Below are 26,134 nucleotides of genomic sequence, written 5' to 3' on the forward strand. Positions count from 1 at the left end.
GCCCTCCTGGAGTTCTCATGACCCGCACGCTCGGCGTCGGCCTGATCGGCTACGCCTTCATGGGCGCGGCCCATTCCCAGGCCTGGCGCACCGCCCCGCACTTCTTCGATCTGCCGCTGCGTCCGGAGCTGACCGTGCTCGCCGGACGCGACCGGGCCGCCGTCACGCAGGCCGCTGCCCGGCTGGGCTGGTCGAGCACCGAGACCGACTGGCGCCGGGTGGTCGAGCGCGAGGACGTCGACCTGGTCGACGTCTGCACGCCCGGCGACACCCACGCCGAGATCGCCATCGCCGCGCTGGAGGCCGGCAAGCACGTGTTGTGCGAGAAGCCGCTGGCCAACACGGTCGCGGAGGCCGAGGCGATGGCCGAGGCCGCGGCCAAGGCGGCGGCCCGCGGGGTGCGGTCGATGGTCGGGTTCACCTACCGCCGGGTGCCGGCCATCGGGCTGGCCCGGCAGCTGGTCGCCGAGGGCCGGCTCGGGCAGATCCGGCACGTCCGGGCTCAGTACCTGCAGGACTGGATCGCCGACCCGACCGCCCCGATGTCGTGGCGGCTGGACAAGGACAAGGCCGGCTCGGGTGCGCTGGGCGACATCGGGGCGCACATCGTGGACCTGACCCAGCACATCACCGGCCAGACGCTCACCGGCGTGAGCGCCCTGCTGGAGACCTTCGTGCGTGAGCGTCCGCTGCCGGCGGCGGCCGGGTCGCTGGCCGGGGTGGCGGGGGAGGGCACCGGTGCGGTCACCGTGGATGACGCGGCGGTGTTCCTCGGCCGGTTCTCGGGCGGTGCGCTGGCCAGCTTCGAGGCCACCCGGTTCGCGCTGGGCCGCAAGAACGCGATCCGGATCGAGATCAACGGGTCCCGGGGCAGCCTGGCGTTCGACTTCGAGGACATGAACGTCCTGCACTTCTTCGACGGCGACGAGCCCGACGAGACCGCCGGCTTCCGCCGGATCGTGGTCACCGAGCCCGGGCACCCCTACGTCGGCGCGTGGTGGCCGGCCGGGCACGGGCTGGGCTACGAGCACGGCTTCACCCACCAGGTCGTCGACCTGATCACCGCCATCGCGGAGAACACCGACCCTGCGCCGTCGTTCGCCGACGGCCTGCAGGTGCAGCGGGTGCTCGACGCCGTCGAGCGCAGCGCCGCCGACAGCTCCCGCTGGACCGAGATCCCTGGAGAGATCTGATGCCCCGTCCCGTCACGCTGTTCACCGGCCAGTGGGCCGACCTGCCGTTCGAGGAGGTGGCCCGGCTCGCGTCGGGGTGGGGCTACGACGGCCTGGAGATCGCCTGCTGGGGCGACCACCTCGACGTCGAGCGCGCCGCGACCGACGACACCTACGTGCAGGAGAAGCTCGACCTGCTCAAGCGGTATGACCTGCAGGTGTTCGCGATCTCCAACCACCTCAACGGGCAGGCGGTCTGCGACGACCCGATCGACGAGCGGCACCGCGGCATGGTGCACCCGCGGGTGTGGGGCGACGGCGACCCCGAAGGTGTCCGGCAGCGGGCGGCGGAGGAGATGAAGCTGACCGCGCGGGCGGCGCGCAAGCTCGGCGTCGACGTCGTCGTCGGGTTCACCGGCTCGAAGATCTGGAAGACCGTGGCGATGTTCCCGCCGGTGCCCGAGTCGATGATCGACGACGGCTACCGCGACTTCGCCGACCGGTGGAACCCCATCCTCGACGTCTTCGACGAGGTCGGCGTGAAGTTCGCCCACGAGGTGCACCCGAGCGAGATCGCCTACGACTACTGGACGACCGTGCGCACCATGGAGGCCATCGGGCACCGGGAGGCGTTCGGGCTGAACTGGGACCCGTCGCACTTCGTGTGGCAGGACCTGGACCCGGTGTCGTTCATCTGGGACTTCAAGGACCGGATCTACCACGTCGACTGCAAGGACGCGAAGCGCCAGGTCGGCAACGGGCGCAACGGCCGGATGGGCTCCCACCTGCCCTGGGCCGACCCGCGGCGCGGCTGGGACTTCGTCTCCACCGGCCACGGCGACGTCCCGTGGGAGGCCTGCTTCCGGATGCTCAACACCATCGGCTACGACGGGCCCATCTCCGTCGAATGGGAGGACGCCGGCATGGACCGCCTCGTCGGCGCCCCCGAAGCGCTCGCGTTCGTGCGCCGGCTCGCCTTCGACCCACCGGCCGCCGCCTTCGACGCCGCCTTCGCCAGCGGCAACTGACGCCGGGGGGTCCGCCGGGTCCTGCCCGGCGGACCCCCCTCGGCTCAGCGACGCCGGCGGCCCGCGGCCAGCACGGTGAGCACGAGGAGCACCGCGATGGCGGCGATCTCGACCCAGAAGGTCTCCTGCCACCACGGCGCGACGTCGGACTCGACGAAGTCGAACATCCCCGGCTCCAGGCCGAGCACGCCGTAGGTCGACTGCAGCAGCGCGCCCAGGGAGCCGGCGGCGAACAGCAGCCCGAGCAGTGCGGCCCACACGAGCAGCCGTCGCGGCGTGATCAGCAGGAGCAGCGCCCCTCCGAACCCCACCACCGCCTGCAGCAGGAACGCCGGGCCGATCACGTCGATGCTGTCGTAGCCGTCCTGCCACAGGTGCAGGTGGATGGCGGCGATCGCGGCGAGCAGCGCGGCACCGGCGACGCGCAGCACCCAGAGGACGCCGGTCGACCAGCCGGACGACGTCGTCGCGCGGGCCGGGGCGGTGGTCATGACGTGACCGTCACGGGAACCTCCATGCCCATCTGGCGGTGGTTGCCGACCGAGCAGTAGAAGACGTAGTCACCTGCCTCCAGGGTGACCTCGAAGGTCGAGCTCTCGCCAGGGCCGATCTGCTCCGATTCCGCGACGTCCTCCCCGTCGCGCTCCACGACCAGGTCGTGGGTGGCGTTGCCGGTGTTGGTCAGCGTGATCTCGTAGGTGCCCGCGGCCAGGTCGCCGTCCGGCAGCTCGAACCCGAAGTCGACCGAGTCGACGGCGAGGGTCTGCGTCTGCCCGGCCGGCGACGACTCGCTCGCCGACGACGAGGGGGAGGACGACGTCGCGGAGCTCTCGCTCGTGGTCGACGTCGCGGTGGACTCGGCGTCGGCGTCGTCGTCCCCGCACGCGGTCAGCGATCCCAGCGCGACGGCCAGGAGCGCGGCAGCGGCCCTGGTGCGTCGACGGCGGGCGAGGGGACGGACGGACGTGGAGCCGGGGTGCACGGGCACGGAAACCTCCAGAAGGTCCGGCGGCCCGCTCACCGGGCGGGTGCGGTGCGCGCCTGCCCGGATGTTCCAACCTTCCAGTACCCCGGGGGAAGGGGTGGCGCCTTCTCCCAGGGAGTTGACAGGTAGGGCCGCCGGCCCGCCGGGGTCAGGCGCGGGCGGCGGCCTTCGCCTCGCGGCGGGCCTGCTTCGCGGCCCGCTTCGCCTGCTTGGCGGCCTTCTTGACGGTCACGCGGGGGCGGCGCTCGACGAGCCCCCGGGTCATCAGCCCGATGCCGATGCCGACCAGCCAGCTGTCCTTGGCGACGGCGAGCCCCTGCTCGGTGGGGGCCAGGCTGCCCGGCTTCCGCATGCCCGGCGTCTTCAGGTACAGCCCGAGCAGGCCGCCGGAGAAGGCGGTCAGCACGGCGCCCGCGGTGAACGTGGGCACGATCGGGGCCAGCAGCGCGGCACCGACGGCGATCTCGGCGGTCGACAGGCCCTGCACGAACTGCTGCGGCGGCACCTTCTGGAGGAACGGGTAGGTGCCCGACGCGAAGCCGTGCAGGCCCGCCGCCGTCTGCTCGTCGGCAGCGCGCTTGCTGAGCCCGCTGTTGAGGATGAACGCCCCGGCACTGATGCGGGGGGCGATCTCGGGCAGGGTGATGGGCAGCTTGAGCATGACGTCCTCGGCTTTCGAGCAGGTCGCGCGGCGAGTTCTGACCGCGCAGGTTCGGCGGGACCTGTGCCCACCTCCGCCCCGGTCAACCCTGGAGCGCCGCCCCGCCGCCCGGCCTGCCCGCTGGGATCAGGTCACCTGATCCCAGAGCGTCCTCCCTCGCGGTGGGCGGTGAGGGAGGACGCGCGGCGGTGAGGGAGGACGTCGACCGCCCGGGTCAGCGGCCCCGACGCGAGCGGGCGCTGAACGAGGCGGCCGACGTCGTGCCGGCCCGGGCCGCGAGTTCGGCGCGGGTGCGCGCCGGTCCGGTCGGGCGGCCACCACCCGAGCCACCCGAACGACCCCCGGACGACGCCGGCTTGGCCGCCGATCCGCCCGAGCCCGAACCGCCGCCGCGCCGACGACGTCCGCCGCCGGTGCCCTGGGGCTGCGGCTCCGGCGCGGGCGCCGGCTCGACGTGGGGCGCCGGCGGGCCCGCGAGCTCGGCGATTAGCTCGGCGCCCGGCCGGATCTGGCTGACGACCGGGCTGATGCCGGCCTGACGGGTGAGCGTGCGCACCTCGCCGACCATGTCCGGCGTCGTGACGGTGACGACGGTGCCGCCGGCGCCCGCACGCGCGGTGCGGCCCGAGCGGTGCAGGTAGGCCTTGTGCTCGGTCGGCGGGTCGACGTGCACGACCAGCGCGACGTCGTCGACGTGGATGCCGCGGGCGGCGATGTCGGTCGCGCACATGACCCGGCTGGTGCCGTTGCTGAACGCCTCGAGGTTGCGCTCGCGGGCGTTCTGGCTGAGGTTGCCGTGCAGGTCGACGGCCGGGATGCCCGACGCGGTGAGCTGCTTGGCGAGCTTCTTGGCCTGGTGCTTGGTGCGGGTGAACAGCACGCTGCGGCCCAGGCCCGAGGCGAGCTGGCGCACGACCTCGGCCTTGTCGGCGGTCTGCACGTGGAAGACGTGGTGGGTCATCGTGCTGACCGGGGCGACGGCCGGGTCCACCGAGTGGGTGACCGGGTCGCTCAGGTAGCGCTTGACCAGCACGTCGACGCCGTTGTCCAGGGTCGCGGAGAACAGCAGCCGCTGGCCGGTCTTCGGGGTGCGGTCCATCAGCCGCTTGACGCCGGGCAGGAAGCCCAGGTCGGCCATGTGGTCGGCCTCGTCGAGGATGGTGATCTCGACGGCGCCGAGGTCGCAGTGGCCCTGGCCGATGAGGTCCTCGAGCCGGCCGGGGCAGGCGATGACGACGTCGAGACCACCGGCGAGCGCCTGCACCTGCGGGTTCTGGCCGACGCCGCCGAAGATCGTCGCCATCTTCATGCCGAGGGCGCGGGCCATCGGGTCGACGACGGCGGCGACCTGGTTGGCCAGCTCGCGGGTGGGGACGAGGATCAGCGAGCGCGGGCGCTTGGGCAGCCGCTTGCTGTCCGACGCGGCCAGGCGCGCGACCAGCGGGATGGAGAAAGCGAGGGTTTTGCCCGAGCCGGTGCGGCCGCGGCCGAGCACGTCGCGCCCGCCGAGGCTGTCGGGCAGCGTCGCCACCTGGATCGGGAACGGCGCGGTGATGCCGCTGCCGGACAGCACCTCGACGATCGGCGCGGGAACGCCGAGGGCGGCGAAGGTCGTGTCGGTCGGCAGCACGGTGGCGTCGGCGCCCACGGGGACGACGGCCGGCGCGGGAACGGCGGCGGTGGGGGTGGTCTGCGGCTGGCCGGGTCGGCCGCCGCGGCCGCGTCCGCCCCGGCGGCGGCGGGCGCCGCCGTCCGGGGAGGAGGACGCGGGGGAGTTGCTGATGGGGGTCACGGGAGCCCTTCGGCGATTCGGTGGCCGCACGAGCACCTCGGCGCGCGCGAGCGCCGGCGCCACTGCACGGGGCAGGGCGGGCTCGCATCGTCGGCGAGACGTCGGTCAGCCGGGCGCGCCTCGGTGGCGCAGCCTCAGCCCGACGTCGATTCCTGCCGCTCCGGATGAGCGAGGGCGGCGCCGGTACGGACCACATAACCAGAGAGGACGGCCGTGTGGTCCCACCGCGGGCGAGTCGCCGGTCACATCGGGTGAGCCACCGGCCCGCGGTAGGTGCGCCGGTAGGCCAGCGGGGCGACGCCGATCGCGGCGTGCAGGTGCTGCCGCAGCGACGCCGTGGTGCCGAAGCCGGCCTGCTCGGCGACCCGCTCCACCGGGACGTCGGTCGACTCCAGCAGCCGGCGCGCCAGGGCCACCCGCTGCTGCACCAGCCAGCGCGCGGCCGACAGCCCCGTCTCCTCGCGGAAGCGGCGGGTGAAGGTGCGGACGCTCATCCGGGCGTGCGCGGCGAGGTCGGCGAGGGTGAGCGGGTCGCCCAGGTGCTCCAGCGCCCAGGCGCGGGTGGCCGCCGTCCCGGCGTCGCCCGGGTCGGGCACCGGCCGTTCGACGAACTGCGACTGGCCGCCGTCCCGCCACGGGGCGACGACGTTCCGCCGGGCGACCCGGTTGGCCACCTCGCTGCCGTGGTCCCGCCGCACCAGGTGCAGCAGCAGGTCGATGCCGGCCGCCACGCCGGCGGAGGTCAGCACGTCGCCGTCGTCGACGAACAGGACGTCGGGGTCCAGCCGCACGGACGGGAAGTTCGCACGGAACGCGTCCACGTCCCGCCAGTGGGTGGCCGCGGGGCGCCCGTCCAGCAGGCCGGCCGCGGCGAGGACGGAGGACCCGGTGCAGATGGAGACCAGGCGGGCGTGCCGGGCCGCGTCGCGCAGCGCGTCGCCGAGCTCCGGCGGGATGCGGCCCTCGCGCACCACCGGGCCACCCATGATCCCGGGGACGACGACCGTGCCGGCGGTCTCGAGCACCGAACCGTCGTGCTCGGGCTGCACGGAGAAGCCGTCCGCCGTCCGGACCGGCCGCCCGTCCAGCGTCGCGACGCGCACCCGGTAGAGCGGCCGGCCGTCCGCGTCCTCGGCCAGGCCCAGCAGCCGGTACGGCAGGCCGAGCTCGAAACCGACGACGCGGTCGACGGCGAGGACCACCACCTCGTGCGGCTGGCTCATGGCCGGATCTTTGCACAGGGTGGCTCCCGGGCCACTGGTTCGACGGCGGGTGGTCCGCCATGCTCTCTGCCGTGACCGTCCCCGCCCCACCGCGCGCGCATCGGATCCACCCCGCCTGGTGGGTGGCCGCGGTGACCTTCCTGGCGCTGGTCGGGGCGGCCGCCTTCCGCGCGGTGCCCGGCGTGCTCATCGACCCGCTGCGCGAGGAGTTCGGCTGGTCGGTCTCCACGATCTCGGCCGCGGTCGCGGTGAACATGGCGCTCTACGGCCTCACCGCACCCTTCGCGGCGGCGCTGATGGAACGGTTCGGCATCCGCCGCGTCGTCATGTGCGCGCTGCTCGTGGTCGCCGTCGGCAGCGGGCTCACGGTGTTCATGACCGCGAGCTGGCAGCTGGTGATGCTGTGGGGCGTCCTGGTGGGGCTGGGCACCGGCTCGATGGCGCTATCCCTGGTCGCGACGGTCACCAACCGGTGGTTCGTGGCCCGGCGCGGCCTGGTCTCGGGCATCCTCACCGCCGGCGGCGCGGCCGGTCAGCTCGTGTTCCTGCCGCTGGTGGCCTGGATCGACTCCGAGCACGGCTGGCGCGCCGCCTCGCTGGGGACGACGGCCGCCGCGCTCGCCGTCGTCCCGCTGGTGTGGTGGTTCCTGCGCGACCGGCCGCGCGACCTCGGCGTCGTCCCCTACGGCGGCAGCGCGGCCGACGACGTCGACCCGGTGCGGGTGGGCGCGGGGCGCGCCGCGCTGCAGGGCCTGACCCTCGCCGCCCGCGCCCGGCCGTTCTGGCTGCTGGCCGCAGGGTTCTTCATCTGCGGCTTGTCGACCAACGGGCTGGTGCAGCCGCACTTCATCCCGGCCGCACACGACCACGGCATGCCGGTGACCACGGCGGCCTCGCTGCTCGCCGTCGTCGGCGTCTTCGACATCGTCGGCACGATCTTCTCCGGCTGGCTCACCGACCGGGTCGACCCGCGGCTGCTGCTGCTCGGCTATTACGGCCTGCGCGGGTTCTCGCTGTTCCTGCTGCCGCCGCTGTTCGGGCCCGAGCCGCAGCTCTCCATGGTCGTGTTCATCGTCTTCTACGGCCTGGACTGGGTGGCCACGGTGCCGCCCACGCTGGCGCTGTGCCGGGAGCACTTCGGCGCCCGCGCGCCGGTGGTGTTCGGCTGGGTGTTCGCCTCGCACCAGCTGGGGTCGGCGTTCGCCGCGTTCGGGGGCGGCGTCATCCGCGACGTCACCGGCTCCTACGACCTGGCCTGGTTCCTCGCCGGCGCGCTGTGCATGGCCGCGGCGGTCATGTCGGTCTCGATCCGCCGGAACCTGCCGCCGGCCGCGCCGCCTCCCGACCCGCAGCAGGCCGCCGCCGCCCAGGCCCACGGCTGACGCCCCCTGCTTTTCCGCGGAAAAGCAGACCGCTTTTCCGCGGAAAAGCAGGGGGGTCAGCGGGCGTGGTGGGTGGCGAATGCGCGCGGTGTCATGCCGGTGACGGCGGAGAAGTCGCGGCTGAAGTGCGGCTGGTCGGCGTACCCGAGCGCAGCGGCGACGTCGGCCAGGGAGGTGTCGGAGGTGCGCAGCCGCTCGGCGGCCTCCTGCAGACGACGGCGCTGGATCAGCCACTTCGGGGTCAGCCCGATGCGCCGGTGCACCAGCCGCTGCAGCGCCCGCTCGGAGAGCCCGAACTCCGCGCACACCTGGGCGACACGGGTGACGTCGCTGCGGGACTCGACGAACGCGACCAGCCGGTTGACCAGTTCGCCCTCGGCGTCGACCGGGAGGTAGGGGAGGAGCGCGTCGGTGAACGCCGCCGTCGCCCGGGCGTGCGCCTCCGGTGCGTACGGGTCGCCGGACATCGCCGTCCGCACCCGGTCGGTGAGCACGCACCCCGCGTCGCCCAACACCTCCGCCACGTCGACGGCGCGGTCGGTGAACGCGGCCATGGGTGAGCCGGTGAGCAGGTATCCAGCCGCGGGGGTGCACGCGACGCCCACCGCCCAGCCCTCGCCGGTCAGCGTCGTCGTCGACAGCCCGGCGGTGACGCCGTAGAAGCGGGCGTAGTCGTGCGCGACGACGAGCAGCGAGTTCGGGTACTGCAGCACCTTCTGCGGGGCCTCCTGCCCCGGCGGCACCGACCACACCGGGAACCAGAACCACCGCACCAGCCCGTCGAACTCCGCGGGCGCCTCGTACCGGTGCATCCGATGGGAGGCGTCGCCCGGGTCCTTGAGATGACCACGCGCGATGGCGTCCAGGCGGGGGCTGTCGGATTTCATCAAGACCCAGGGTGCCGCACCGGGCCAGGGTCACGGGCATGAACGCCACCGCGTCGTCCTTCGAGACCGCCGACCTCGCCCTCACCGCCGTCCTGGACTCGCTGTCCGCCGCGGCCTGGGGCGAGCCGTCACCGTGCGAGGGCTGGACCGCCGCCGACGTCGTCGCGCACATGGTCGACACCCAGCGGGACTTCCTCGGCCAGCGCGGCGTGGAGCTCGGTGCCGCGCCCGACGTCGCCGCGGACCCCGCCGCCGCCTGACGGGATCACGCGAAGCGCGTCCGCGAGGCGCTCACCGACGACGTCGTCGCGGCGCCCTACGAGGGCTTCTTCGGTCCCAGCACCGTCGGCGCGACGTTCGAGCAGTTCTACGTCTGGGACATGGTCGTGCACCGCTGGGACGTCGCCCGCACCGCCGGCCTGGACGGCTCGCTGGACGACGCGGAGCTCGACCGCATCGAGCGGGGCATCGAGAGCTTCGGTCCGGTGCTGTACATGGAGGGCATCTGCCGGGACGGGGTCGAGCCGCCGGCTGGGTCCGACCGCGCGGCCCGCCTGCTCGCCCGCCTCGGCCGCCGCAGCTGACCCACCCCGGACTTTCAGTACCGAAAGTCCCTGCTTTTCCGCGGAAAGGCGGGCTGCTTTTCCGCGGAAAAGCAGAGGGGGGACGGCGTCAGCGGGCGGTGGCGAGGGCGGGGTCGACGGTGCGGCCGCGGATCAGGTCGGCCGCCCGCTCGGCGATCATGATCGTCGGTGCGTTCGTGTTGCCGCGGACCAGCGTCGGCATCACCGAGGCGTCGGCCACCCGCAGCCCCGCGATGCCGTGCACCCGCAGCGCGCTGTCGACCACCGCGAGCTCGTCGGTGCCCATCCGGCAGGAGGACACCGGGTGGTAGAGCGACTCGAGGGTCTCCCGCACGGTGGCGCGCAGCGCGTCGCGGCCCGTGACCGCCGCCCCCGGTGACCACTCGTCGGCCAGGTAGGACGCCAGCGGACCGACCGCGGCGATCTCGCGGGCCTGCTCCACCCCGCTCACCAGCGCGTCGAGGTCGCGCTCGTCGGTGAGGTAGCCCGCGTCGATGGACGGCGCCCACGTCGGGTCGGCCGAGCGCAGCCGCACCGCACCGCGCGAGTGCACGTCCACCAGCACGATCGCCGATGTGAACGCGTCGACGTCGGGGTCGACCTCGGCCTGCTTCCAGAACTTCACCGGCAGGAAGTGGAACTGCAGGTCGGGCTCGGCCAGGTCCGGCCGCGAGCGGGTGAACAGCCCCGCCTCGGCCAGGTTCGAGGTCAGCGGCCCGCGCCGGGCGCCGAACCACCGCGCGTAGCCCGACGGGGTCTCCGCGCGGGACAGCGACCGACCCGACCGGGTGTTCCACACGACCGGCACCAGCGGGTGGTCCTGCAGGCCGGCACCCACGCCGGGCAGGTCGTGGACGACGTCGACGCCGACCTCGCGCAGGTGGTCGGCCGGGCCGATGCCCGACAGCATGAGCAGCTGCGGGGTGTTGACCGCGCCGCCGGAGAGCACCACCTCGGCGGCGGCCCGGGCGGTGTGCAGCGCGCCGTTCCACCGGTACTCGACCCCGGTCGCCCGGCCGCCCTCGACCAGCACCCGCGTGGTGAGGGCGCCGGTGCGGACGGTCAGGTTGGGCCGGTCCGCCGCGGGGTGCAGGTAGGCGTCGGCGGACGACCAGCGACGTCCGCGCTTCTGCGTCACCTGGTACTGCCCGACGCCCTCCTGCGTGGCGCCGTTGAAGTCCTCGTTGCGCGGATGGCCGGCCGCCACCGCGGACTCGACGACCGCCTTCGTCCACTCGTGCGGGGAGCGCAGGTCCTCGACCCGCAGCGGGCCGCCCACCCCGTGCCACTCGTCCGCGCCGCGGGCGTTGTCCTCCATGCGCAGGAACAGCGGCAGCACGTGCTCGTAGGACCAGGACCGGTCGCCGGTGAGGTCGGCCCACGCGTCGTAGTCCGCGGCTGCGCCGCGGATGTAGATCATCGCGTTGATCGAGGACGACCCGCCGAGCACCTTGCCGCGCGGCCAGAACAGCTTCCGACCGCCGAGGCCGGGCTGCTCCTCGGTCGTGTAGTTCCAGTCCCGCCGCGTGCGCCACACCTTGTAGAGGGCGGCCGGGATCTGGACCTCGAGCACCTTGTCCGAGCCGCCGGCCTCGAGCAGCAGCACCCGCAGCGCCGGGTCCTCGCTCAGCCGGCCGGCCAGCGCGCACCCGGCCGACCCCGCACCCACGACGACGACGTCGAACTCCTCCGCGGTGCGCATCAGCGGTGCCGCCCGTGCAGCATGCCGACGACCCGGGCGAGTTGGTCGGCCGCGTCGGCCGGCCGGCGGAAGCTCATCAGGTTGGTCGGCAGGGCGAACCGCTGGCGGGTGATCGCCTTGGCGCGGGTGAACTCCTTGAGCCCGTCCTCGCCGTGGATGCGGCCGAAGCCGGAGTCGCCGACGCCGCCGAAGGGCAGCGCGGGCACCGAGGCGAAGGTGAGCACCGAGTTGATCGAGGTCATGCCGCTGCGCATCCGGCGGGCCAGGTCCAGGGCCTTCGCCTTTGAGCCGGAGAAGATCGAGCCGGCCAGGCCGTAGCTGGTGTCGTTGGTCAGCCGTAGCGCCTCCTCCGCGTCGCGCACCCGGGTGATGGTGAGCGTCGGGCCGAAGGTCTCCTCGCGGATCGCCGCGGCGTCCTCGGGGACGTCGAGCAGCACCGTGGGCGCGACGTAGCCCTCGCCGGGGAAGGCGTCGTCGTCCGTGCCGCCGGTGATCACGCGGGCGCCCTTGCCGGTGGCATCCTCGACGTGCCGGTTCACCACCTCGATCTGCGAAGGCATGGTCATCGGGCCGTAGGTCGCCTCGTCGTCCGAACCCGGGCGCAGCGAGCGCACCTGGGCGGTGACCTCGGCGACGAACCGGTCGTAGACCGCCTCGGTGGCGTACACCCGCTCCACCCCGATGCAGGTCTGCCCGCCGTTGCTCATCGCGCCCCAGACGGCGGCGTCGGCGGCGGCCACCACGTCGGCGTCGTCGTCGACGATCATCGCGTCCTTGCCGCCGAGCTCCATGAGCACCGGGGTCAGCGGCTCGGCGCAGGTGGCCATGACCTTCCGGCCGGTCGCGGCCGAGCCGGTGAAGGCGATCTTGCCGACGCCGGCGCGGCAGAGGGCGGCGCCGGTGTCGCCGAACCCCGTGACGACCTGGAAGGCGTCGGCGGCGTCGGGGACGGCGGCCCGCCAGGCCGCGGCCAGCCACGCGCCGATGGCCGGCGTGTACTCCGAGGGCTTGAAGACGACGGCGTTGCCCGCGGCCAGGGCGTAGGCGATCGACCCCATCGGCGTGAACACCGGGTAGTTCCAGGGGCCGATGACGCCGACCACGCCCAACGGCTGGTACTCGAGGTAGGCGGCGTGGTTGGCCGCGAGCATGCCCGCCCGCACCCGGCGCGGGCCGAGTGCCTTGCGCGCGTGCCCGGCCGCCCAGGCCAGGTGGTCGACGGCGAGGCTGATCTCGAGGATCGCGTCGGCGTGCGGCTTGCCGTTCTCGCGGTGCACGAGGTCGGCGAGCTCGTGCAGCCGACGGGCGAGGTAGCCGCGGTAGGCGTCCAGGCGCTGCCGGCGGCCGTCGAAGCCCAGGGCTGCCCAGGCGGTCGCGGCGTCGCGGGCCTGCCCGACGGTCGCGTCGACGGCCTCGGCGTCGTGCACCGGGAAGACCCCGACGACCGCCCCGGTGGCCGGGTCGGTGGAGTCGAACGTGCGGGAGGTGGCGTGCCGGTCGACGCTGCCGGCCGACTCCCTAGTGACCGTGTCTATCTCTTCGGCGAGCGACATGAGACGAAGGTTACGGCGCGTCACCAGGCGCGGCGCAGGGGTCAGGGAGAAGCTTCTGATCGGGTTCCCGAGACCCACCCGGTGCCTGCCTGCGATGCTGCAGCCGTGCCGGGCAGGCGGGTGGTCGTGATCGGGCTGGCGGCGCTCCTCTGCGGCTGCGCGGAGTCGATCGACGACGAATTGGCCCGGACGCTGCAGGACCGCCTCGACTCACGGCACGGCCACTACCTTCAGGATCGCTCCCACGACCCATACAGCACCGGGCGGGAGGCGCTGGAGTCACTCGACCCGTACGGCTACGCGCTGAAGGCGCGGGTCGAGGGCGACAGCGTCGTCTTGGTGGAGGCGATCGGCGTGAGGGTGCAGCGCGGGGGTGGCCTTTCCTACGAGCAGCGCTCTCTGGCGGCCTGCCTGGAGGTCACAGTGGAGCCGGGGGAGGGCGGTCGGGACCGCGGGCACGTGCGCACCGAACCGGTGGACTGCCCGGACGGCGTCGAGGTTCGGGACACCATGTGGGTCGAGGGCTCGGCGCAGGAGCTGACGACCGACCTGGACGGGCGGTCCGACGGTGTACCGGAGCCCGAGCCGGACCGAGCGGTCTGCCACTCCGGCGACGACTGCACGGAGGGTGGTGGCTGACCGACCGAGGCGGTCAGGCCGCGACGATGACGGCCCAGGCGGTCTTGCGCACCCGCCCCACGCTGGTCCACCCGTGCGCGACCGACAGGTCGGCGACCAGGTAGAGGCCGAAGCCCCCCTTGCCCGGATCGCGCCCCTGGGCCGGGGCGGGCGCGACGTCGGCGGCGGAGTCGCTGACCGCGATCAGCCACCGGTCCCCGAGCCGGCTCAGCGCGGCCGCGACCGGGGCGCCGCCGTGGCGCAGCGCGTTGGAGGCCAGCTCGTCGGCGATGAGCACCAGCCGTTCGGACCAGTGGTCCTGCTCGGGATGCGCCACGGTGGCGCTGCCGGTCGTCGTGAACCGCAGCCGCGAGCGCAGCCGGGCCAGCTCGGCGAGCGTGTGCAGGTCCTCGCACCACAGCTCGGCGAAGCCGCGCGGCGGGCGCAGGTACTCCCAGAGCACCACCGACACCGCCTTCCCGAGCTCCCGCGACCGTGCACCGGCCGCCGGTGCACGTCCTGCCCGATCGGTGCCGAGCCGAACCACAGGTCACCCGGAGGGGGCGGGGAGGCGGCCTAGGGTCGCGGGCCATGGGGAGCCCGCTCGTCGCCGATCCCTTCGACACGGCCGGGCTGCGACGCCGCGTCCTGGCCGCCTGGACCGACTCCCCGGCGCGCTTCCGCGAGGACGCGAACGCCGAGGAGGACCTGGTCCGTGGCGGGTACCGCGACCGGCTGCTGGTCGAGCTCGCACAGAACGCCGCCGACGCCGCCGTACGGGCCGGGGCGTCGGGCCGGCTGCGGCTGGAGCTGACCGGTGGGCGCGCGCCGCTGCTGCGGGCCGCGAACACCGGCGCACCGCTGGACGCGGCGGGCGTCCAGGGGCTGGCGACGCTGCGCGCCTCCGCCAAGCGCGAGGACCCGGACGCGGTCGGCCGCTTCGGCGTCGGGTTCGCCGCGGTGCTCGCGGTCACCGACGAGCCGGCGGTCCTGTCGACCACCGGCGGGGTCCGGTTCAGCGCCGCGCGGACCCGGGCAGCGGTCGCGGCGGTGCCGGACCTGGCCGCCGAGCTGGCCGCACGGGACGGCGCCGTTCCCGTGCTGCGGCTCCCGGAGCCCGCCGACGGCGCACCGCCGTACGGCTACGACACCGAGGTCGTCCTCCCGCTGCGGCCGGGCACGCGGGACGACGTCGCCACGGCGCTGACCGGCCTGGGTGCCGACCTGCTGCTGGCGCTCCCCGGGCTGACCCGGATCGAGGTGGTCGCCGACGGCACCCGCCGCGTGCTGGCCCGCGAGGGCACCCCGCCGCTGGTCCGGCTCGCCGACGGCGACGTCGTGACCTCGTGGGCGGTCGCGACCGGGACCGGGGAGCTGTCGGCCGAGCTGCTCGCGGGCCGGCCGGTCGAGGAGCGGGGACGGCGGGCCTGGGCGGTGACCTGGGCGGTGCCGGTCGACGACGACGGCGTGCCCGTACCGCTGCCCGGACGGCAGGTCGTGCACGCGCCCACTCCGAGCGACGAGCCGCTCGGCATCCCGGCGCGGCTGATCGCACCCTTCCCGCTGGGGCCCGACCGGAGGCACGTGCTGCCCGGCCCGGTGACCGACGTGCTCGTGACCGCGGCCGCCGACGTCCTCGCCGCGCTCCTGGCCGACCTGCCGCCCGATCCCGCCCTGCTGGCGCTCGTCCCGCGGCTCCGCCTGGCCGGCGCGGACCTGGACGCCGCCGTGTGCGCCGCGGTGCTGCATCGGCTGCGCGCCACCGCGTGGCTGCCGCAGGCGGGGGAGGGGACCCGGATCGCGCCGCCGCGGGCCACGGTGCTCGACGACGCCACCCCGGAGCGCATCACGGCCCTCACCGGGGTGCTGACAGGGCTGGTGCCGCACGGGTGGTCCGCGCGCGCCGGGGAGGCCGCGCGTTCCGCGCTGGGCGTGCGGCGCACCGGCCTGGCCGCAGCCGTGGAGGCGGTGGGCGGTGTCGACCGGCCGCCGGGCTGGTGGGCGCGCCTCTACGCGGCACTGGACGGCGCCGACCGCGAGGAGCTGGGCGCGCTGCCCGTGCCGCTGGCCGACGGGCGGACCGCGCACGGGCCGGCCGACGTGCTGCTGCCCGCGGAGGGGCTGCCCACGGACCGGCTGTCCGCGCTCGGGCTGCGGCTGGCCGATCCCGGGGCGGTTGCGCTCCCGGCCGCACGGCGATTGCTGGAACGGCTCGGGGCCCGCCCGGCGACCCCGGCGGCCGTGCTCGCCGACCCCGCGGTCCGGGCCGCCGTGGAGCGGTCGCTGGACGCGGTCGAGGACGTCGTCCCCGGCGCGCCCGACCCGGCCGAGCTGGCCGACGCGGTGCTCGCGCTCGTCGCGGCTGCCGGGCCCTCGGCCGACGCCGTCCCCTGGCTGGCCGAGCTCGCCCTGCCCGATGCCGACGGGGGATGGGCCCCCGCCGGCGAGCTGCTGCTCCCGGGGTCGCCGCTGGCCGGCGTCCTCGAGCCCGGCTCCCTCGGCGTCCTGGACCCCGCGTTCGCCGCGACCGTGGACAGCGGGACCCTGCGCCGCGCCGGCGTCCTCGGGACCTTCGCGGTCGTATCGGCCGAGGACCCGGAGGACCTCGACGTCGACGGCGCCGACGACTGGATCGACGCCGTCCTGGACCGGCTGCCCGCCGACGCGCCGCCGCCCGCGTGGCCGGTCGTCACCGCCGTCCGCGACCTGGAGCTGGTCGCCGACTGGCCGGCCGCGCTCCCGCTGCTGACCGACCTGCCGGCCGCCGCCTGGGACGACGTCGTGCTGGGCGGGGTGCCGGCGCCGGGCTACCTGCGCTGGTGGCTGGCCACCCACCCCGTCCTCCACGGAGATCTCCCCGACCGACTGCGCCGCCCCGGACCAGGCCCATTACAGGGACTGTACGAACCGGCCGACGGCGCTCCGGAGCTGCTCGACCGGCTCCGCCCGCCCGCCACCGTGGCCGATGTGATCGCTGACGTGGACGGCGCCCGGGACCTGCTGGAGCGGCTGGGCGACGACCGCCGCACGGTGCGGTGGGCGGTGCTGCGCACGGTCTACGCGGAGCTGGCCGGCGCGCTGGACGGGGTGGACGTCGAGCCCCCGGCCCGTGTGCGGGTGGCCCCCGACCGGGTGTCCAGTGACGCCGTCGTCCTGGACGCGCCGTGGTTGCAGTCACTGGTGCGAACCGACGTCGTCCCCTCTGGCGGCCGGCCCGGCGCGGTCGCCGACCTGCTGGACCTGCCGCTGGCCTCCGAGGTGGTGGCCGGGCGCGGTCCGCGGGTCTCCGGGCCCGCGCGGCGCTGGTCGGAGCTGCCCGGTGCGGAGCTGGCGGCGGCCCGGCTGGACCTGGACGAGCTGACCGGCGAGGTGGCCGTGGACGAGCGGCTCGCCGTCGACGGGACACCGGTGCCCTGGTGGCCGGGTGAGCCGGACCTGGTGGACGGCAGCCCGGCGGCGCTCGGCCGGGCGCTGGCCTGGCGCGCCGGCCGGTGGGAGCTCCGGCAGGCGCTGGCCGAGGCCTTCGCGCACCCCGACCGAGCCCCCGACCTCGCGGCCGAGGACTCGCTCCACTCCTCTCACTGACCCCAGCGGGGGATGGCGGCGGCTCCGGGAGCGTGACCGTGCGTCGACGGGCGGCTCCCGCGCCCGTTCGCCGGCGCCCCGGGTCGCGGCGCCCGAGACGTCCGGGCCCAGCAGTCGAACAGCGAGCGCCACTGCGCACTGGTGAGCGCCGTCGGCCGGGCTGTCGGCGCCAGCCCCTCGTGCCGCAGCCACCGGACCCCGGTGGTGCCGGGCAGCTGGGCGCGCAGCAGCGGCCCCAGCGGCGCCGACGGGGAGGAGAGGACGGCGGAGGCGAGCCGGTCGAAGGCGGCGGTGTCGGACTCGGGCAGGCCGGCGCGGGCGTCGGCGGCCGGGCCGTCGGGGAGGGAGTTCGGGCGTGACAAGGGGAACCTCCGGACGAGGCGGTGCGGGGGTCCGCGGGCAGCAGAGAGCCCGACGGACGGAGAGGGGAGGAGGCGGCGTCGGTCGCCGCGGCCGGACCGGCGGAACCGGGATCCGGCGGAGCGCGAGGGCTCGGAGGGGGCCGTGCGAGGAGCTCGGGGCCCGGATCTCAGGAGGTGCGCAGGCGCACGGAGTACCGCATGCCGGGGAGCCTAGGGAGGGGTGGCGGAGCCGTCGAGCGGTTTACGCGCCGCTGTCCGGGCCGCCCGCCTGCCGGGCCTGGTGCGCCTCCCACTTGCGGCGGTCCCGGGCGCGCGCGGCCGCGTTGCGGTCCCACTTCTCCTGGCGCCGCCGGGCGCGGGCGAGCTCGCGCTCCTCGTACGTGGAGTGCTGGTCCCAGCCGCTGGCCGCCAGGGTGACGCCCAGCGCGGTGACCAGGGCGATCGCGACGGCGGCGGCGATCACGACGTCGAGGGCGGCGAAGGCCCAGGCGACGAGGACGACGGTCACCGCCGTCGCGAGGACCGCGCCGATGACCCGTGCCGCGCTCCTCCGCTTCGTCGTCACGAGGCCAGTATCCGCCGGGTGGGCCGCGGGGCCGGAGGGGTGTCCCCGCCGGCCCCTTGCCAGCAGGGGGCCGTGCTCCTACCGTGGGGCCAGCGGTTCAACAGTCAGCCGTCATCTGCCCTCCGGCTCCTGGCGTGCCGCTCATCGGGCACGTCTGATCGCCGTTCCGGGTTTTCGGTACGAACCGCCCGAGAGGCTCACCATGGCCGCATCATTCGTAGAACCCCCCGTGACCGATCTGGTCCGCATCGACGTCGACACGTTCGACCGCACGGTCCACGTCACCGCCCGGGGCGAGATCGACTCCTCCTCCTCGCCGGTCTTCGAGCGCTCCCTGGACGACGTGCTCGAGGGCCGGGTCGGCGAGCTCGTCATCGACCTGTGCGGCGTCACCTTCCTGGATTCCGCGGGGCTGTGCGTGCTGGCCTCGGCGCACCGCCGGGCCCGCGAGCGGCAGATCCCCGTGCGCCTGCTCGCCTCGACGCGCGCCGTCGTGCGCCCCCTGGAGATCACCGGTCTCTGGCGGCTCCTGGGCGCCGAGCAGGTCCAGGAGGCGCGCGGCGACCAGAGCGTCGCCTGATCCACCCCCGGAAGGGCCGGGGGTGGACCCGGCACCTGCTAGGCCCATGGTGCGCCTGCGCGCACGGTGCGTGGGAGGGTGCCTGCAGGCCCTGATGTGCCGCCGGGCACACTTCGAGCGACGTGCGCCGGCCGCTCGGAGGGCCGCGGACCTACCAGGAGGAATCCCGTGCGAGATGCGGTCATCTGCGAGCCCCTGCGGACCCCGGTCGGCGGCTTCGGCGGCTCGCTGCGCGACGTCCCGGTCCAGGAGCTCGCGGCCACGGTCATCCGTGCGCTGATCGAGCGCACCGGCCTGCCGCCGGAGTCGGTCGAGGACGTCCTGCTCGGTCACTGCTACCCGACCATGGACGCCCCCGCGATCGGCCGCGTCGCCGCGCTCGACGCCGGGCTGCCGGTCACCGCGTCCGGTGCGCAGATCGACCGGCGCTGCGGCTCGGGCCTGCAGGCGGTCGTCAACGCCGCCATGCAGGTGCAGTCGGGGGCGTCGGACCTGGTGCTGGCCGGTGGCGCGGAGTCGATGAGCAACGCGCCGTTCTACTCGACCGCCATGCGCTGGGGCGTGCGGGCCGGCACCGGTGTGCTGCTCGAGGACGGCCTCGTCCGCGGCCGCGTCACCGCCGGCGGCATCAACCACCCGGTGCCCGGGGGCATGCTGGAGACCGCCGAGAACCTGCGCCGCGAGTACAAGATCGGGCGCGAGGAGCAGGACGAGTACGCCGTCCGCAGCCACCAGCGCGCGGCCGCCGCCACCGAGGCCGGCCGGTTCGCCGACGAGATCGTCCCGGTCACCGTGAAGGGCCGGAAGAGCGAGACGGTCGTCGACCGCGACGAGCACATCCGCCCCGACTCGAACGTCGAGACCCTCGCCCGGCTGCGCCCGATCATGGGCCGGGACGACGACGAGGCGACGGTGACCGCCGGCAACGCCAGCGGCCAGAACGACGGTGCCGCCGTCTGCATCGTGACCACGCCCGAGAAGGCCGCCGAGCTGGGGCTGCGTCCCCTGGCGAAGCTGGTCTCGTGGAGCGTGGCCGGGGTGCCGCCGCGGACCATGGGCATCGGCCCGGTGCCGGCCACGGCGAAGGCGCTGGCCATCGCGGGGCTGAGCCTCGCCGACATCGACCTCATCGAGCTCAACGAGGCCTTCGCCAGCCAGGTGCTCGCCGTGTCCCGCGAGTGGGAGTTCACCGAGAAGGACTGGGAGCGGACGAACGTCAACGGCTCCGGCATCTCCCTCGGTCACCCCGTCGGCGCGACCGGTGGCCGGATCCTCGCCACGCTGCTGCGCGAGATGGACCGGCGCGAGGCGCGCTACGGACTGGAGACGATGTGCATCGGCGGCGGGCAGGGCCTGGCCGCGGTGTTCGAGCGCGTCGCCTGACGCAGGAACCCCGAGAAGAGGAGAGCAGCATGAGCAGGGTCGCGATCGTCACCGGCGCCGCACGAGGCATCGGGGCAGCCACCGCCCAGCGGCTGGCGCAGGACGGCTTCGCCGTCGCCGTGCTGGACCTCAAGGCCGAGGACTGCGCCGACACGGTCGCCGCGATCGAGTCCGCGGGCGGCACGGCGCTGGCCGTGGGCGCCGACGTCAGCGACGCGGAGCAGGTGCAGGCCGCCGTCGACCGCGTCGCCGCGGAGCTCGGCCCGCCGGTCGTGCTGGTCAACAACGCCGGCGTCACCCGCGACAACCTGCTGTTCAAGATGAGCGACGCCGACTGGGACGTCGTCATGAACGTGCACCTGCGCGGCTCGTTCCTCATGACCCGCGCCGCCCAGAAGCACATGATCGAGGCGAAGTGGGGCCGGATCGTGAACCTGTCCAGCACCTCGGCGCTGGGCAACCGCGGCCAGGCCAACTACTCGACGGCCAAGGCGGGGCTACAGGGCTTCACCAAGACGCTGGCCATCGAGCTGGGCAAGTTCGGCGTCACCGCCAACGCCATCGCCCCGGGCTTCATCCAGACGGAGATGACCAAGGCGACCGCCGAGCGGATCGGCGAGGAGTGGGAGGCATACGTGGCCAAGCGCGCCGCGGCCATCCCGGTCGCCCGCGCCGGCGTCCCCGAGGACATCGCGCACACCGTCTCGTTCTTCGTCAGCGAGGGCGCGGGCTTCGTCTCCGGCCAGGTCGTCTACGTCGCCGGCGGCCCGCGCAACTGACGGCACCGCACGCTCGGACCCTGCCCACCCCAGTGGGCAGGGTCCGAGCTCGTCGGGGTGCCTCGTCCGGCTGATCGTGCTCGATCATGAGGTGGCCGGCGACGCGCCCCCGGAGCAGACAGGGTGCGCTGATGCGTCGTTCTGCCGCCCGGAATGACGCGTCGGCGCACCGGGTCGGGCGCTCAGGTGCGCTCGGGGTAGCGGGCGCGAACGAGCAGGTAGGCCCCGAAGGCGGCGATCCCCAGGGCCACGAGCGTCAGCAGGAACTGGCCGAACGGCGCGTCGAGGATCGTCCGCAGCGCCCCGTCGAGGCCGCTCGCCTTCTCCGGGTCGAAGGTGACCGCCGCCCAGACGAACAGGCCGCCCACCACGCCCAAGGCGATGCCCTTGCCGGGGTAGCCGACCTGGCCGAGCCGGGTCACCAGCCGGGTGGCCGAGGGCGGTGCCTGCGCCAGGTCGATCTCCTTGAGGAAGTGCTTCGTGACGCCCTTGTAGACGTGGTAGATCCCGACGCCGACCAGGACCAGCCCCGCGACCCCGACCAGCCACCGCCCGGCGGGCCACCCGAACACACCCGCGGTGGTGCTCTGCTGCTGCTGGGAGCTGGACCCGCCGGCCGCCGGTGGCGAAGCGGACGGCCAGCACCGCGAGCGCGGCGTAGACGACGGCCTTCGCCACCGCCTTCACGGACTTCTTCACCGCCGTGGTGCGGGCGTCCCCGGACGCCGACCAGCCGGACCGCCAGCGCAGCACCTCCAGCGCCTGCCAGACGGCGAGCGCGACCATCCCCACCGCGATGATCCACAGCAGCGGCTTCCCGACCGGGGACTCCGCCACCGTGGCCAGCGCGCCCGACTGGTCGGCCGACTCGCTGGTGGAGCCCCATGCCAGCTGGAGCGCCAGCCACGCCACCAGGAGGTGCACGACCCCGTAGGACACGAGACCCACCCGGGCCAGGTTCTCCAGGCCGTCGCCGTCCGCGGCCCTCAGCGCTCCACCGGTCGAACGCTGCTCGCTCATGGCCCACCTCGATCGGAGAAGGAGATCAACGCCTCAGCGTGGCACGCGCAGCGCTCCGGTGCCTGCCGCCGTGCCCCGGCGGGTGAGGGACACTGGTGGCGTGTCGAGCGCCGGAACCGTCCTGACCGCCCAGCCGACCCGCGAGGTCGCCCGACGCGCGTGGCCGCAGTGGCTCGCGCTGGGCGTGGGGATGCTCGCCGTCGCCGGGGTGTCGATCGCCTGGTCCGCCGGCGGCGCAGGGCTGCTGCTCGGCGCGCTGGGGCTCTTCCTCGCCGTCCGCGGTGCGGTGCTGCTGCGCACGGCGCCGGGTCTGGACGGCGAGCTGGCCGGCCGCGCCCGTACCCTCGGGTGGGTGGCCGCCCTCGCCGGCGCGGCGGCGCTCGTCGTCGCCCTGGTCTCCGCGTCGGCCGCCGCCCGCGTGCTGCTGGTCGGGGTGCCGGTGCTGCTCCTGGGCGGTGCGCTGGCGCTGCTCACCCGCACCGGGACCGCCCGCCGGGGTGGCCAGGCGCTGCTCGTGTGGGGCGTGCTGGTCACCGGCCTCCTGGTGGTCGTCGGTGTGGCCGACGACTGGGCTCGCGCGGCCGACGCCGCCACGGTGGTGGCCGCCGTCGCCGTCGCCGTCCTGGCCGTGCCCGTGCTGGTCAGCGCCCTCAACCTGCGCGCCGTCGCCGCCCGGCCGGCACCGGCGCCGACCGGTGGCGGGTGCGGCGGCTGCGCCTGCGGGGCCGGCGGCTGCGGCGCCTGAGCGCGATTGCCCTGCCGGCCGGCGGGGCACCGGCCCTGGCATGGCGCGACTGGAGAACGGCCTGCAGCTGCTGACCCGGGGCTACGGCTGGCTGCCGGACAAGCGGCGGCAGCTGGGCCGGCGTACGGTCCCGACCCGGCTGGGCGGCCTCAAGGTGCTCGCCATCGAGGGCCCGGAGGCGGCGCGCTTCCTCTACGACGAGGAGCACGTCCGCCGGGCGCGGGCGATCCCTGAGCCGGTGCAGGCCACGCTCTTCGGCAAGGGCGCGGTGCACACGCTGGACGGCGAGATGCACCGCGTCCGCAAGGCGATGTTCGTCGCGCTGCTCATGCGGGAGGACGGCATCGCCGCGCTGGTGGAGCACGCCACCGGAGCCTGGGACGACGCCGCCGCGGGCTGGCGCGGCCACCGCATCGTGCTGCTCGACGAGTCCGCGCAGGTCATCGCGGGCAGCGTCTGCCGCTGGGCCGGCGTCCCGGTCGACGACGACGAGCTGCCGGCGCTGGCCCGCGACCTGGTCTCGATGGTCGACGGCTTCGCCACCGGCGGCCCCCGGCACTGGCGGGCGCGCAAGGCCCGGGCGCGACGGGAGGCCTGGCTGTCGCAGCTGGTCACCGACGTCCGCAGCGGTGCGGTCACCGTGCCCGCGGGATCCGCCGTCGACGTCGTCGCCCGGCACACCGACGCCGGGGGTGAGCAGCTGGACCCCCGCGTGGCCGCCGTCGAGCTGCTCAACATCATCCGGCCGACCACCGCCGTCGCCTGGTTCCTGGCCTTCTCGGGCCACGCGCTGATCCGCTGGCCGGAGTACCGCGACCGGCTGGCCTCCGGCGACCCGACGTTCGCCGAGGCGTGGGCGCACGAGGTGCGCCGCTACTACCCGTTCGCCCCGTTCATCGGCGGCCGGGCGCCCGAGGAGACGTCCTACGACGGCGAGCGCATCCCGAAGAACTCCATGGTGCTGCTGGACCTCTACGGCCAGAACCACGACGCCGAACTGTGGCCCGATCCCTACGAGTTCCGCCCCGAGCGCTTCCTCGACCGGGAGATCGGCGAGTTCGAGCTCGTGCCGCAGGGCGGAGGAGATCCGCGCACCAACCACCGCTGCCCGGGGGAGCAGCTGACGGTGTCGCTGCTGTCCGCGCTCGCCGTCCGGCTGGCCCGCGTGGAGTTCGACGCACCGGAGCAGGACCTCGGCATCGCGCTGCACCGCATCCCGGCCCGGCCGGACAGCGGCGTCCTGCTCGACGTCCGCTAGGAGCGCTGCTCCAGCCCGGACAGCTCGGCCGGCAGGCCGCCGGGGTGCAGGACGCCGAGCCGCTGCGTGGCGCGGGTGAGCACGACGTAGAGGTCGTTCCAGCCGCGCACGCCCTCGGCCACGATCGCCGCGGGGTCGACCACGAGCACCGAGTCGAACTCCAGGCCCTTGGCGCCCTCGGGCGGCAGCACGACCGGGGCGTCGGCGCGGTCGGGGTCGCCCGGGAGTCGGGCGGTGACCGCGGCGCTCACCGCGTCCAGCCGGCTGTGCGGCACCAGCACGCCGAGCGTGCCCTCCTCCTTGTCCAGTTCGAGGGCGGCCTCGGCGGCGGCGCCGGCGAGGGCGTCCTCGCCGACCCGCTGCGCCCAGGGCTGCACCCCGGTCGAGCGGACCGACGTCGCCGCGGAGGCGGGCGCCCCGGTCGCGGCGAGCACCTCGGCGGCCACCGCCATGATCTCGGCCGGGGTGCGGTAGTTGACGGTGAGCTCCTCCAGCTGCCAGGCGCGGCCCAGGTGCGGCTCGAGCACCTCCGCCCAGCTGGTCGCCCCGGCCAGCGTGCTGGTCTGCGCGACGTCGCCGACGACGGTCATCGAGCGGGTGGGGCAGCGGCGCAGGAGCAGCCGCCACGCCATCGCGGAGAGCTCCTGCGCCTCGTCGACGATGATGTGCCCGTAGGTCCAGGTGCGGTCGGCGGCCGCGCGCTCGGCGGTGCTGCGGTGGTCGGCCTCCTCCTGCCGCTGCGCCAGACCTTCGGCGTCGAGCAGGTCGCCGGCCAGCAGCTCCTCGGACTCGTCCTCGGTCTCGGCGTCCATCGACCGGGACCCGTGCAGCATGTCGAGGGTCTCCTGCGCGTCGCGGAGCCGGCGCTGCCGCTGGCGCTCCTCGGCCCGGCGCGCCGCGGACTCGTCGATGCCGAGCAGCTCGTCGACCTCCTCGAGCAACGGCACGTCGGCCGGCGTCCACGGGGCGGACGGCGGGCGGTGCAGCAGCTCCCGCTCGGCCTCGGTCAGCCCGGTGGCGACGGCGTCGAGCTGCGCGCGGGAGGCGAACAGGTCGCGCAGCACCCGCTCGGCGGTCAGCCGCGGCCACAGCCGGTCGACCAGCGCGTGCACCGCGGGCTCGGCGGCGACCTCGCGGCGGAGCGCGGCGACGTCCTCCCGGTCGAGCAGGTTGGCCCCGCCCAGGACGTTCTCACCGAGCTTGTCGGCGTACTTGCGGGCGACCAGCTCGATCACCGTCCGCGCGGCGGCGGGCCGGGCCTCGTTGTGCACCCGCGAGGCCGCCCGGGCGCGGCTGCGCACACGGGCGGCGTCGGCCTTGGTGAACCGCACCGGGATGCCGTCGATGGTGAGCTCGGCCGGGCGGTCGAGCACCGCCTGGCGCCGCTTCACCACCGCGGCGACGACGTCGGCCATCGCCAGCCGGCCCTTGACCTCGGCCACCTCCGGCGCCTCCCACGCGTGCGCCTGCAGGCCCGGGCGCAGTCCGCCCAGGTGGGCCAGCACCACCCCGGTCTCGCCGAGGGAGGGCAGCACGTCGGCGATGTAGGTGAGGAACGTGGGGGAGGGGCCGACGACGAGCAGCCCGCTGCGGGCCAGCCGCTCGCGGTGGGTGTAGAGCAGGTAGGCCGCGCGGTGCAGCGCGACGGCGGTCTTCCCGGTGCCGGGCCCGCCCTGCACGACCAGCACGCCGCGGACGTCGGCGCGGATGATCCGGTCCTGCTCGGCCTGGATGGTGCGGACGATGTCGGTCATCCGGCCGGTGCGCGAGGCGTTGAGCGCAGCCAGGAGCACCGACTCCCCGGCCAGCCCGCCGCGCTCGGTGCCGCCCTCGGCCGCCGCCGCGCTGATGTCCAGCGTCTCGTCGGCGACGCTCACCACGGTGCGGCCGCGGGTGCGGATGTGCCGGCGCCGCCGCACGCCCTGGTCGTGCAGCGCGGTCGCCGTGTAGAAGGGCTGAGCGGCCGGAGCGCGCCAGTCGACCAGCAGCGGCTCGTCGGCGCCGTCGGCGAACAGCCCGATCCGGCCGATGTACCGCGGCGTCCCGGCGTCGTGCCGGTCCAGCCGCCCGAAGACCAGGCCGCTCTCGGCGGCGTCCAGGGCGACGATCCGCCGGCTGTGCAGCTCGACGGCGGCCTCCCGCTCGCCCACCGCCTGCGGGTTGTGCGGCACCAGGGCGAGGGCGTCGGCCAGCCGGCCCACGCTGCGGGCGCGGACCTCGTCCAGCCGGTGGAACAGCGCGGTCACGTAGGGCTGCTCCGCGGCGATCCC

General features: G+C 75.0%; 25 protein-coding genes and 1 pseudogene. 12 read left to right on the forward strand and 14 right to left on the reverse strand.

Annotated elements, in window-relative coordinates; genetic code table 11:
- Positions 1-17: 17 nt before the first annotated feature.
- Entirely contained in the window at positions 18-1,193 is a 1,176-nt protein-coding gene (locus DQ239_RS14625; protein ID WP_113835155.1) for a Gfo/Idh/MocA family oxidoreductase, read from the forward strand.
- Positions 1,193-2,200, forward strand: coding sequence for a sugar phosphate isomerase/epimerase family protein (locus tag DQ239_RS14630; RefSeq protein ID WP_113835156.1), 1,008 nt, complete (start codon positions 1,193-1,195; stop codon positions 2,198-2,200). The genes DQ239_RS14625 and DQ239_RS14630 overlap by 1 nt, the downstream gene beginning before the upstream one ends.
- A 44-nt stretch (positions 2,201-2,244) precedes the next feature.
- Here DQ239_RS14630 and DQ239_RS14635 read toward each other — a convergent pair whose 3' ends face one another.
- From DQ239_RS14635 to DQ239_RS14655, 5 genes are all read right to left on the reverse strand, one after another.
- On the reverse strand, positions 2,245-2,691 hold the full coding sequence (locus tag DQ239_RS14635) for a hypothetical protein (RefSeq protein WP_113835157.1): 447 nt from the start codon (positions 2,689-2,691) through the stop codon (positions 2,245-2,247).
- Complete coding sequence (locus DQ239_RS14640) at positions 2,688-3,188, reverse strand: cupredoxin domain-containing protein (protein ID WP_158544847.1); 501 nt, start codon at positions 3,186-3,188, stop codon at positions 2,688-2,690. Before DQ239_RS14640 ends, DQ239_RS14635 begins: the two co-directional genes overlap by 4 nt.
- A 145-nt stretch (positions 3,189-3,333) precedes the next feature.
- The gene (locus DQ239_RS14645; RefSeq protein ID WP_113835159.1) at positions 3,334-3,846 is read right to left on the reverse strand and encodes a hypothetical protein; all 513 of its coding nucleotides are present in this window, start codon (positions 3,844-3,846) and stop codon (positions 3,334-3,336) included.
- Positions 3,847-4,060: 214 nt separating this feature from the next.
- Positions 4,061-5,638: a DEAD/DEAH box helicase gene (locus tag DQ239_RS14650; RefSeq protein WP_233489253.1), complete on the reverse strand. Its 1,578-nt coding sequence runs from the start codon at positions 5,636-5,638 to the stop codon at positions 4,061-4,063.
- Positions 5,639-5,880: 242 nt separating this feature from the next.
- Entirely contained in the window at positions 5,881-6,861 is a 981-nt protein-coding gene (locus DQ239_RS14655; protein ID WP_199583031.1) for a helix-turn-helix domain-containing protein, read from the reverse strand.
- Positions 6,862-6,932: 71 nt separating this feature from the next.
- Between DQ239_RS14655 and DQ239_RS14660 the strand changes: the two genes are divergently transcribed.
- Positions 6,933-8,243, forward strand: coding sequence for an MFS transporter (locus tag DQ239_RS14660; protein ID WP_233489255.1), 1,311 nt, complete (start codon positions 6,933-6,935; stop codon positions 8,241-8,243).
- A gap of 56 nt (positions 8,244-8,299) precedes the next feature.
- Here the strand turns inward: DQ239_RS14660 and DQ239_RS14665 are convergent, their stop codons facing one another.
- On the reverse strand, positions 8,300-9,130 hold the full coding sequence (locus tag DQ239_RS14665) for a helix-turn-helix transcriptional regulator (protein WP_113835161.1): 831 nt from the start codon (positions 9,128-9,130) through the stop codon (positions 8,300-8,302).
- A gap of 38 nt (positions 9,131-9,168) precedes the next feature.
- On the opposite strand from DQ239_RS14665, the gene DQ239_RS20670 reads away from it, so the two are divergent.
- Positions 9,169-9,390, forward strand: a complete 222-nt coding sequence (locus DQ239_RS20670; RefSeq protein ID WP_199583032.1) for a maleylpyruvate isomerase family mycothiol-dependent enzyme — start codon at positions 9,169-9,171, stop codon at positions 9,388-9,390.
- Positions 9,391-9,510: 120 nt separating this feature from the next.
- A complete protein-coding gene (locus tag DQ239_RS20675; RefSeq protein WP_199583033.1) occupies positions 9,511-9,714 on the forward strand; it encodes a hypothetical protein in 204 nt (67 codons plus the stop codon).
- Positions 9,715-9,802: 88 nt separating this feature from the next.
- Here the strand turns inward: DQ239_RS20675 and DQ239_RS14675 are convergent, their stop codons facing one another.
- Both DQ239_RS14675 and DQ239_RS14680 read right to left on the reverse strand, forming a co-directional pair.
- Positions 9,803-11,416, reverse strand: a complete 1,614-nt coding sequence (locus tag DQ239_RS14675) for a choline dehydrogenase (protein WP_113835162.1) — start codon at positions 11,414-11,416, stop codon at positions 9,803-9,805.
- Positions 11,416-12,969 (reverse strand): aldehyde dehydrogenase family protein, encoded by a 1,554-nt coding sequence (locus DQ239_RS14680; RefSeq protein ID WP_113835163.1) that lies wholly within the window; start codon positions 12,967-12,969, stop codon positions 11,416-11,418. Before DQ239_RS14680 ends, DQ239_RS14675 begins: the two co-directional genes overlap by 1 nt.
- A 105-nt stretch (positions 12,970-13,074) precedes the next feature.
- On the opposite strand from DQ239_RS14680, the gene DQ239_RS14685 reads away from it, so the two are divergent.
- The gene (locus DQ239_RS14685) at positions 13,075-13,608 is read left to right on the forward strand and encodes a hypothetical protein (RefSeq protein WP_113835164.1); all 534 of its coding nucleotides are present in this window, start codon (positions 13,075-13,077) and stop codon (positions 13,606-13,608) included.
- 13 nt (positions 13,609-13,621) lie between these two features.
- Here the strand turns inward: DQ239_RS14685 and DQ239_RS14690 are convergent, their stop codons facing one another.
- Entirely contained in the window at positions 13,622-14,053 is a 432-nt protein-coding gene (locus tag DQ239_RS14690) for an ATP-binding protein (RefSeq protein ID WP_147252133.1), read from the reverse strand.
- A 125-nt stretch (positions 14,054-14,178) separates the two neighbouring features.
- Between DQ239_RS14690 and DQ239_RS14695 the strand changes: the two genes are divergently transcribed.
- The gene (locus DQ239_RS14695) at positions 14,179-17,172 is read left to right on the forward strand and encodes a hypothetical protein (RefSeq protein ID WP_113835166.1); all 2,994 of its coding nucleotides are present in this window, start codon (positions 14,179-14,181) and stop codon (positions 17,170-17,172) included.
- Here the strand turns inward: DQ239_RS14695 and DQ239_RS14700 are convergent.
- Together DQ239_RS14700 and DQ239_RS14705 are read right to left on the reverse strand one after the other, a co-directional pair.
- Positions 17,166-17,534 carry a hypothetical protein gene (locus DQ239_RS14700; protein ID WP_113835167.1) on the reverse strand — a complete coding sequence of 123 codons (369 nt, stop codon included), beginning with the start codon at positions 17,532-17,534 and terminating at the stop codon, positions 17,166-17,168. The two genes, DQ239_RS14695 and DQ239_RS14700, sit on opposite strands and share 7 nt — an antisense overlap.
- 241 nt (positions 17,535-17,775) lie before the next feature.
- Entirely contained in the window at positions 17,776-18,099 is a 324-nt protein-coding gene (locus tag DQ239_RS14705; protein ID WP_113835168.1) for a hypothetical protein, read from the reverse strand.
- A 229-nt stretch (positions 18,100-18,328) separates the two neighbouring features.
- Here DQ239_RS14705 and DQ239_RS20400 point away from each other — a divergent pair, with 229 nt between their 5' ends.
- The 3 genes from DQ239_RS20400 to fabG all read left to right on the forward strand — a co-directional run bounded on the left by DQ239_RS20400 (position 18,329) and on the right by fabG (position 20,841).
- Complete coding sequence (locus DQ239_RS20400) at positions 18,329-18,679, forward strand: STAS domain-containing protein (protein WP_158544848.1); 351 nt, start codon at positions 18,329-18,331, stop codon at positions 18,677-18,679.
- A gap of 168 nt (positions 18,680-18,847) precedes the next feature.
- A complete protein-coding gene (locus DQ239_RS14715; protein WP_113835170.1) occupies positions 18,848-20,062 on the forward strand; it encodes an acetyl-CoA C-acetyltransferase in 1,215 nt (404 codons plus the stop codon).
- Positions 20,063-20,091: 29 nt separating this feature from the next.
- Positions 20,092-20,841 (forward strand): 3-oxoacyl-ACP reductase FabG, encoded by a 750-nt coding sequence (fabG, locus tag DQ239_RS14720; protein ID WP_113835171.1) that lies wholly within the window; start codon positions 20,092-20,094, stop codon positions 20,839-20,841.
- 182 nt (positions 20,842-21,023) lie between these two features.
- On the opposite strand, the gene DQ239_RS20990 is transcribed toward fabG, so the two are convergent.
- The gene (locus DQ239_RS20990) at positions 21,024-21,413 is read right to left on the reverse strand and encodes a DUF1206 domain-containing protein (protein WP_233489258.1); all 390 of its coding nucleotides are present in this window, start codon (positions 21,411-21,413) and stop codon (positions 21,024-21,026) included.
- 241 nt (positions 21,414-21,654) lie between these two features.
- Positions 21,655-21,861 (reverse strand): annotated as a pseudogene (locus tag DQ239_RS21315) (DUF1206 domain-containing protein); the annotation flags it as partial.
- 100 nt (positions 21,862-21,961) lie between these two features.
- On the opposite strand from DQ239_RS21315, the gene DQ239_RS14730 reads away from it, so the two are divergent.
- Positions 21,962-22,606, forward strand: a complete 645-nt coding sequence (locus DQ239_RS14730; protein ID WP_113835172.1) for a hypothetical protein — start codon at positions 21,962-21,964, stop codon at positions 22,604-22,606.
- A gap of 40 nt (positions 22,607-22,646) precedes the next feature.
- Positions 22,647-23,864 (forward strand): cytochrome P450, encoded by a 1,218-nt coding sequence (locus DQ239_RS14735; RefSeq protein ID WP_113835173.1) that lies wholly within the window; start codon positions 22,647-22,649, stop codon positions 23,862-23,864.
- On the opposite strand, the gene DQ239_RS14740 is transcribed toward DQ239_RS14735, so the two are convergent.
- On the reverse strand, positions 23,861-26,110 hold the full coding sequence (locus tag DQ239_RS14740; protein WP_233489259.1) for a helicase: 2,250 nt from the start codon (positions 26,108-26,110) through the stop codon (positions 23,861-23,863). The genes DQ239_RS14735 and DQ239_RS14740 overlap by 4 nt on opposite strands.
- Between the last annotated feature and the right edge of the window lie 24 nt (positions 26,111-26,134).

The sequence above is a fragment of the Blastococcus sp. TF02-09 genome, assembly GCF_003319105.1.
In the GTDB taxonomy this organism is placed as follows: Bacteria; Actinomycetota; Actinomycetes; order Mycobacteriales; family Geodermatophilaceae; genus Blastococcus.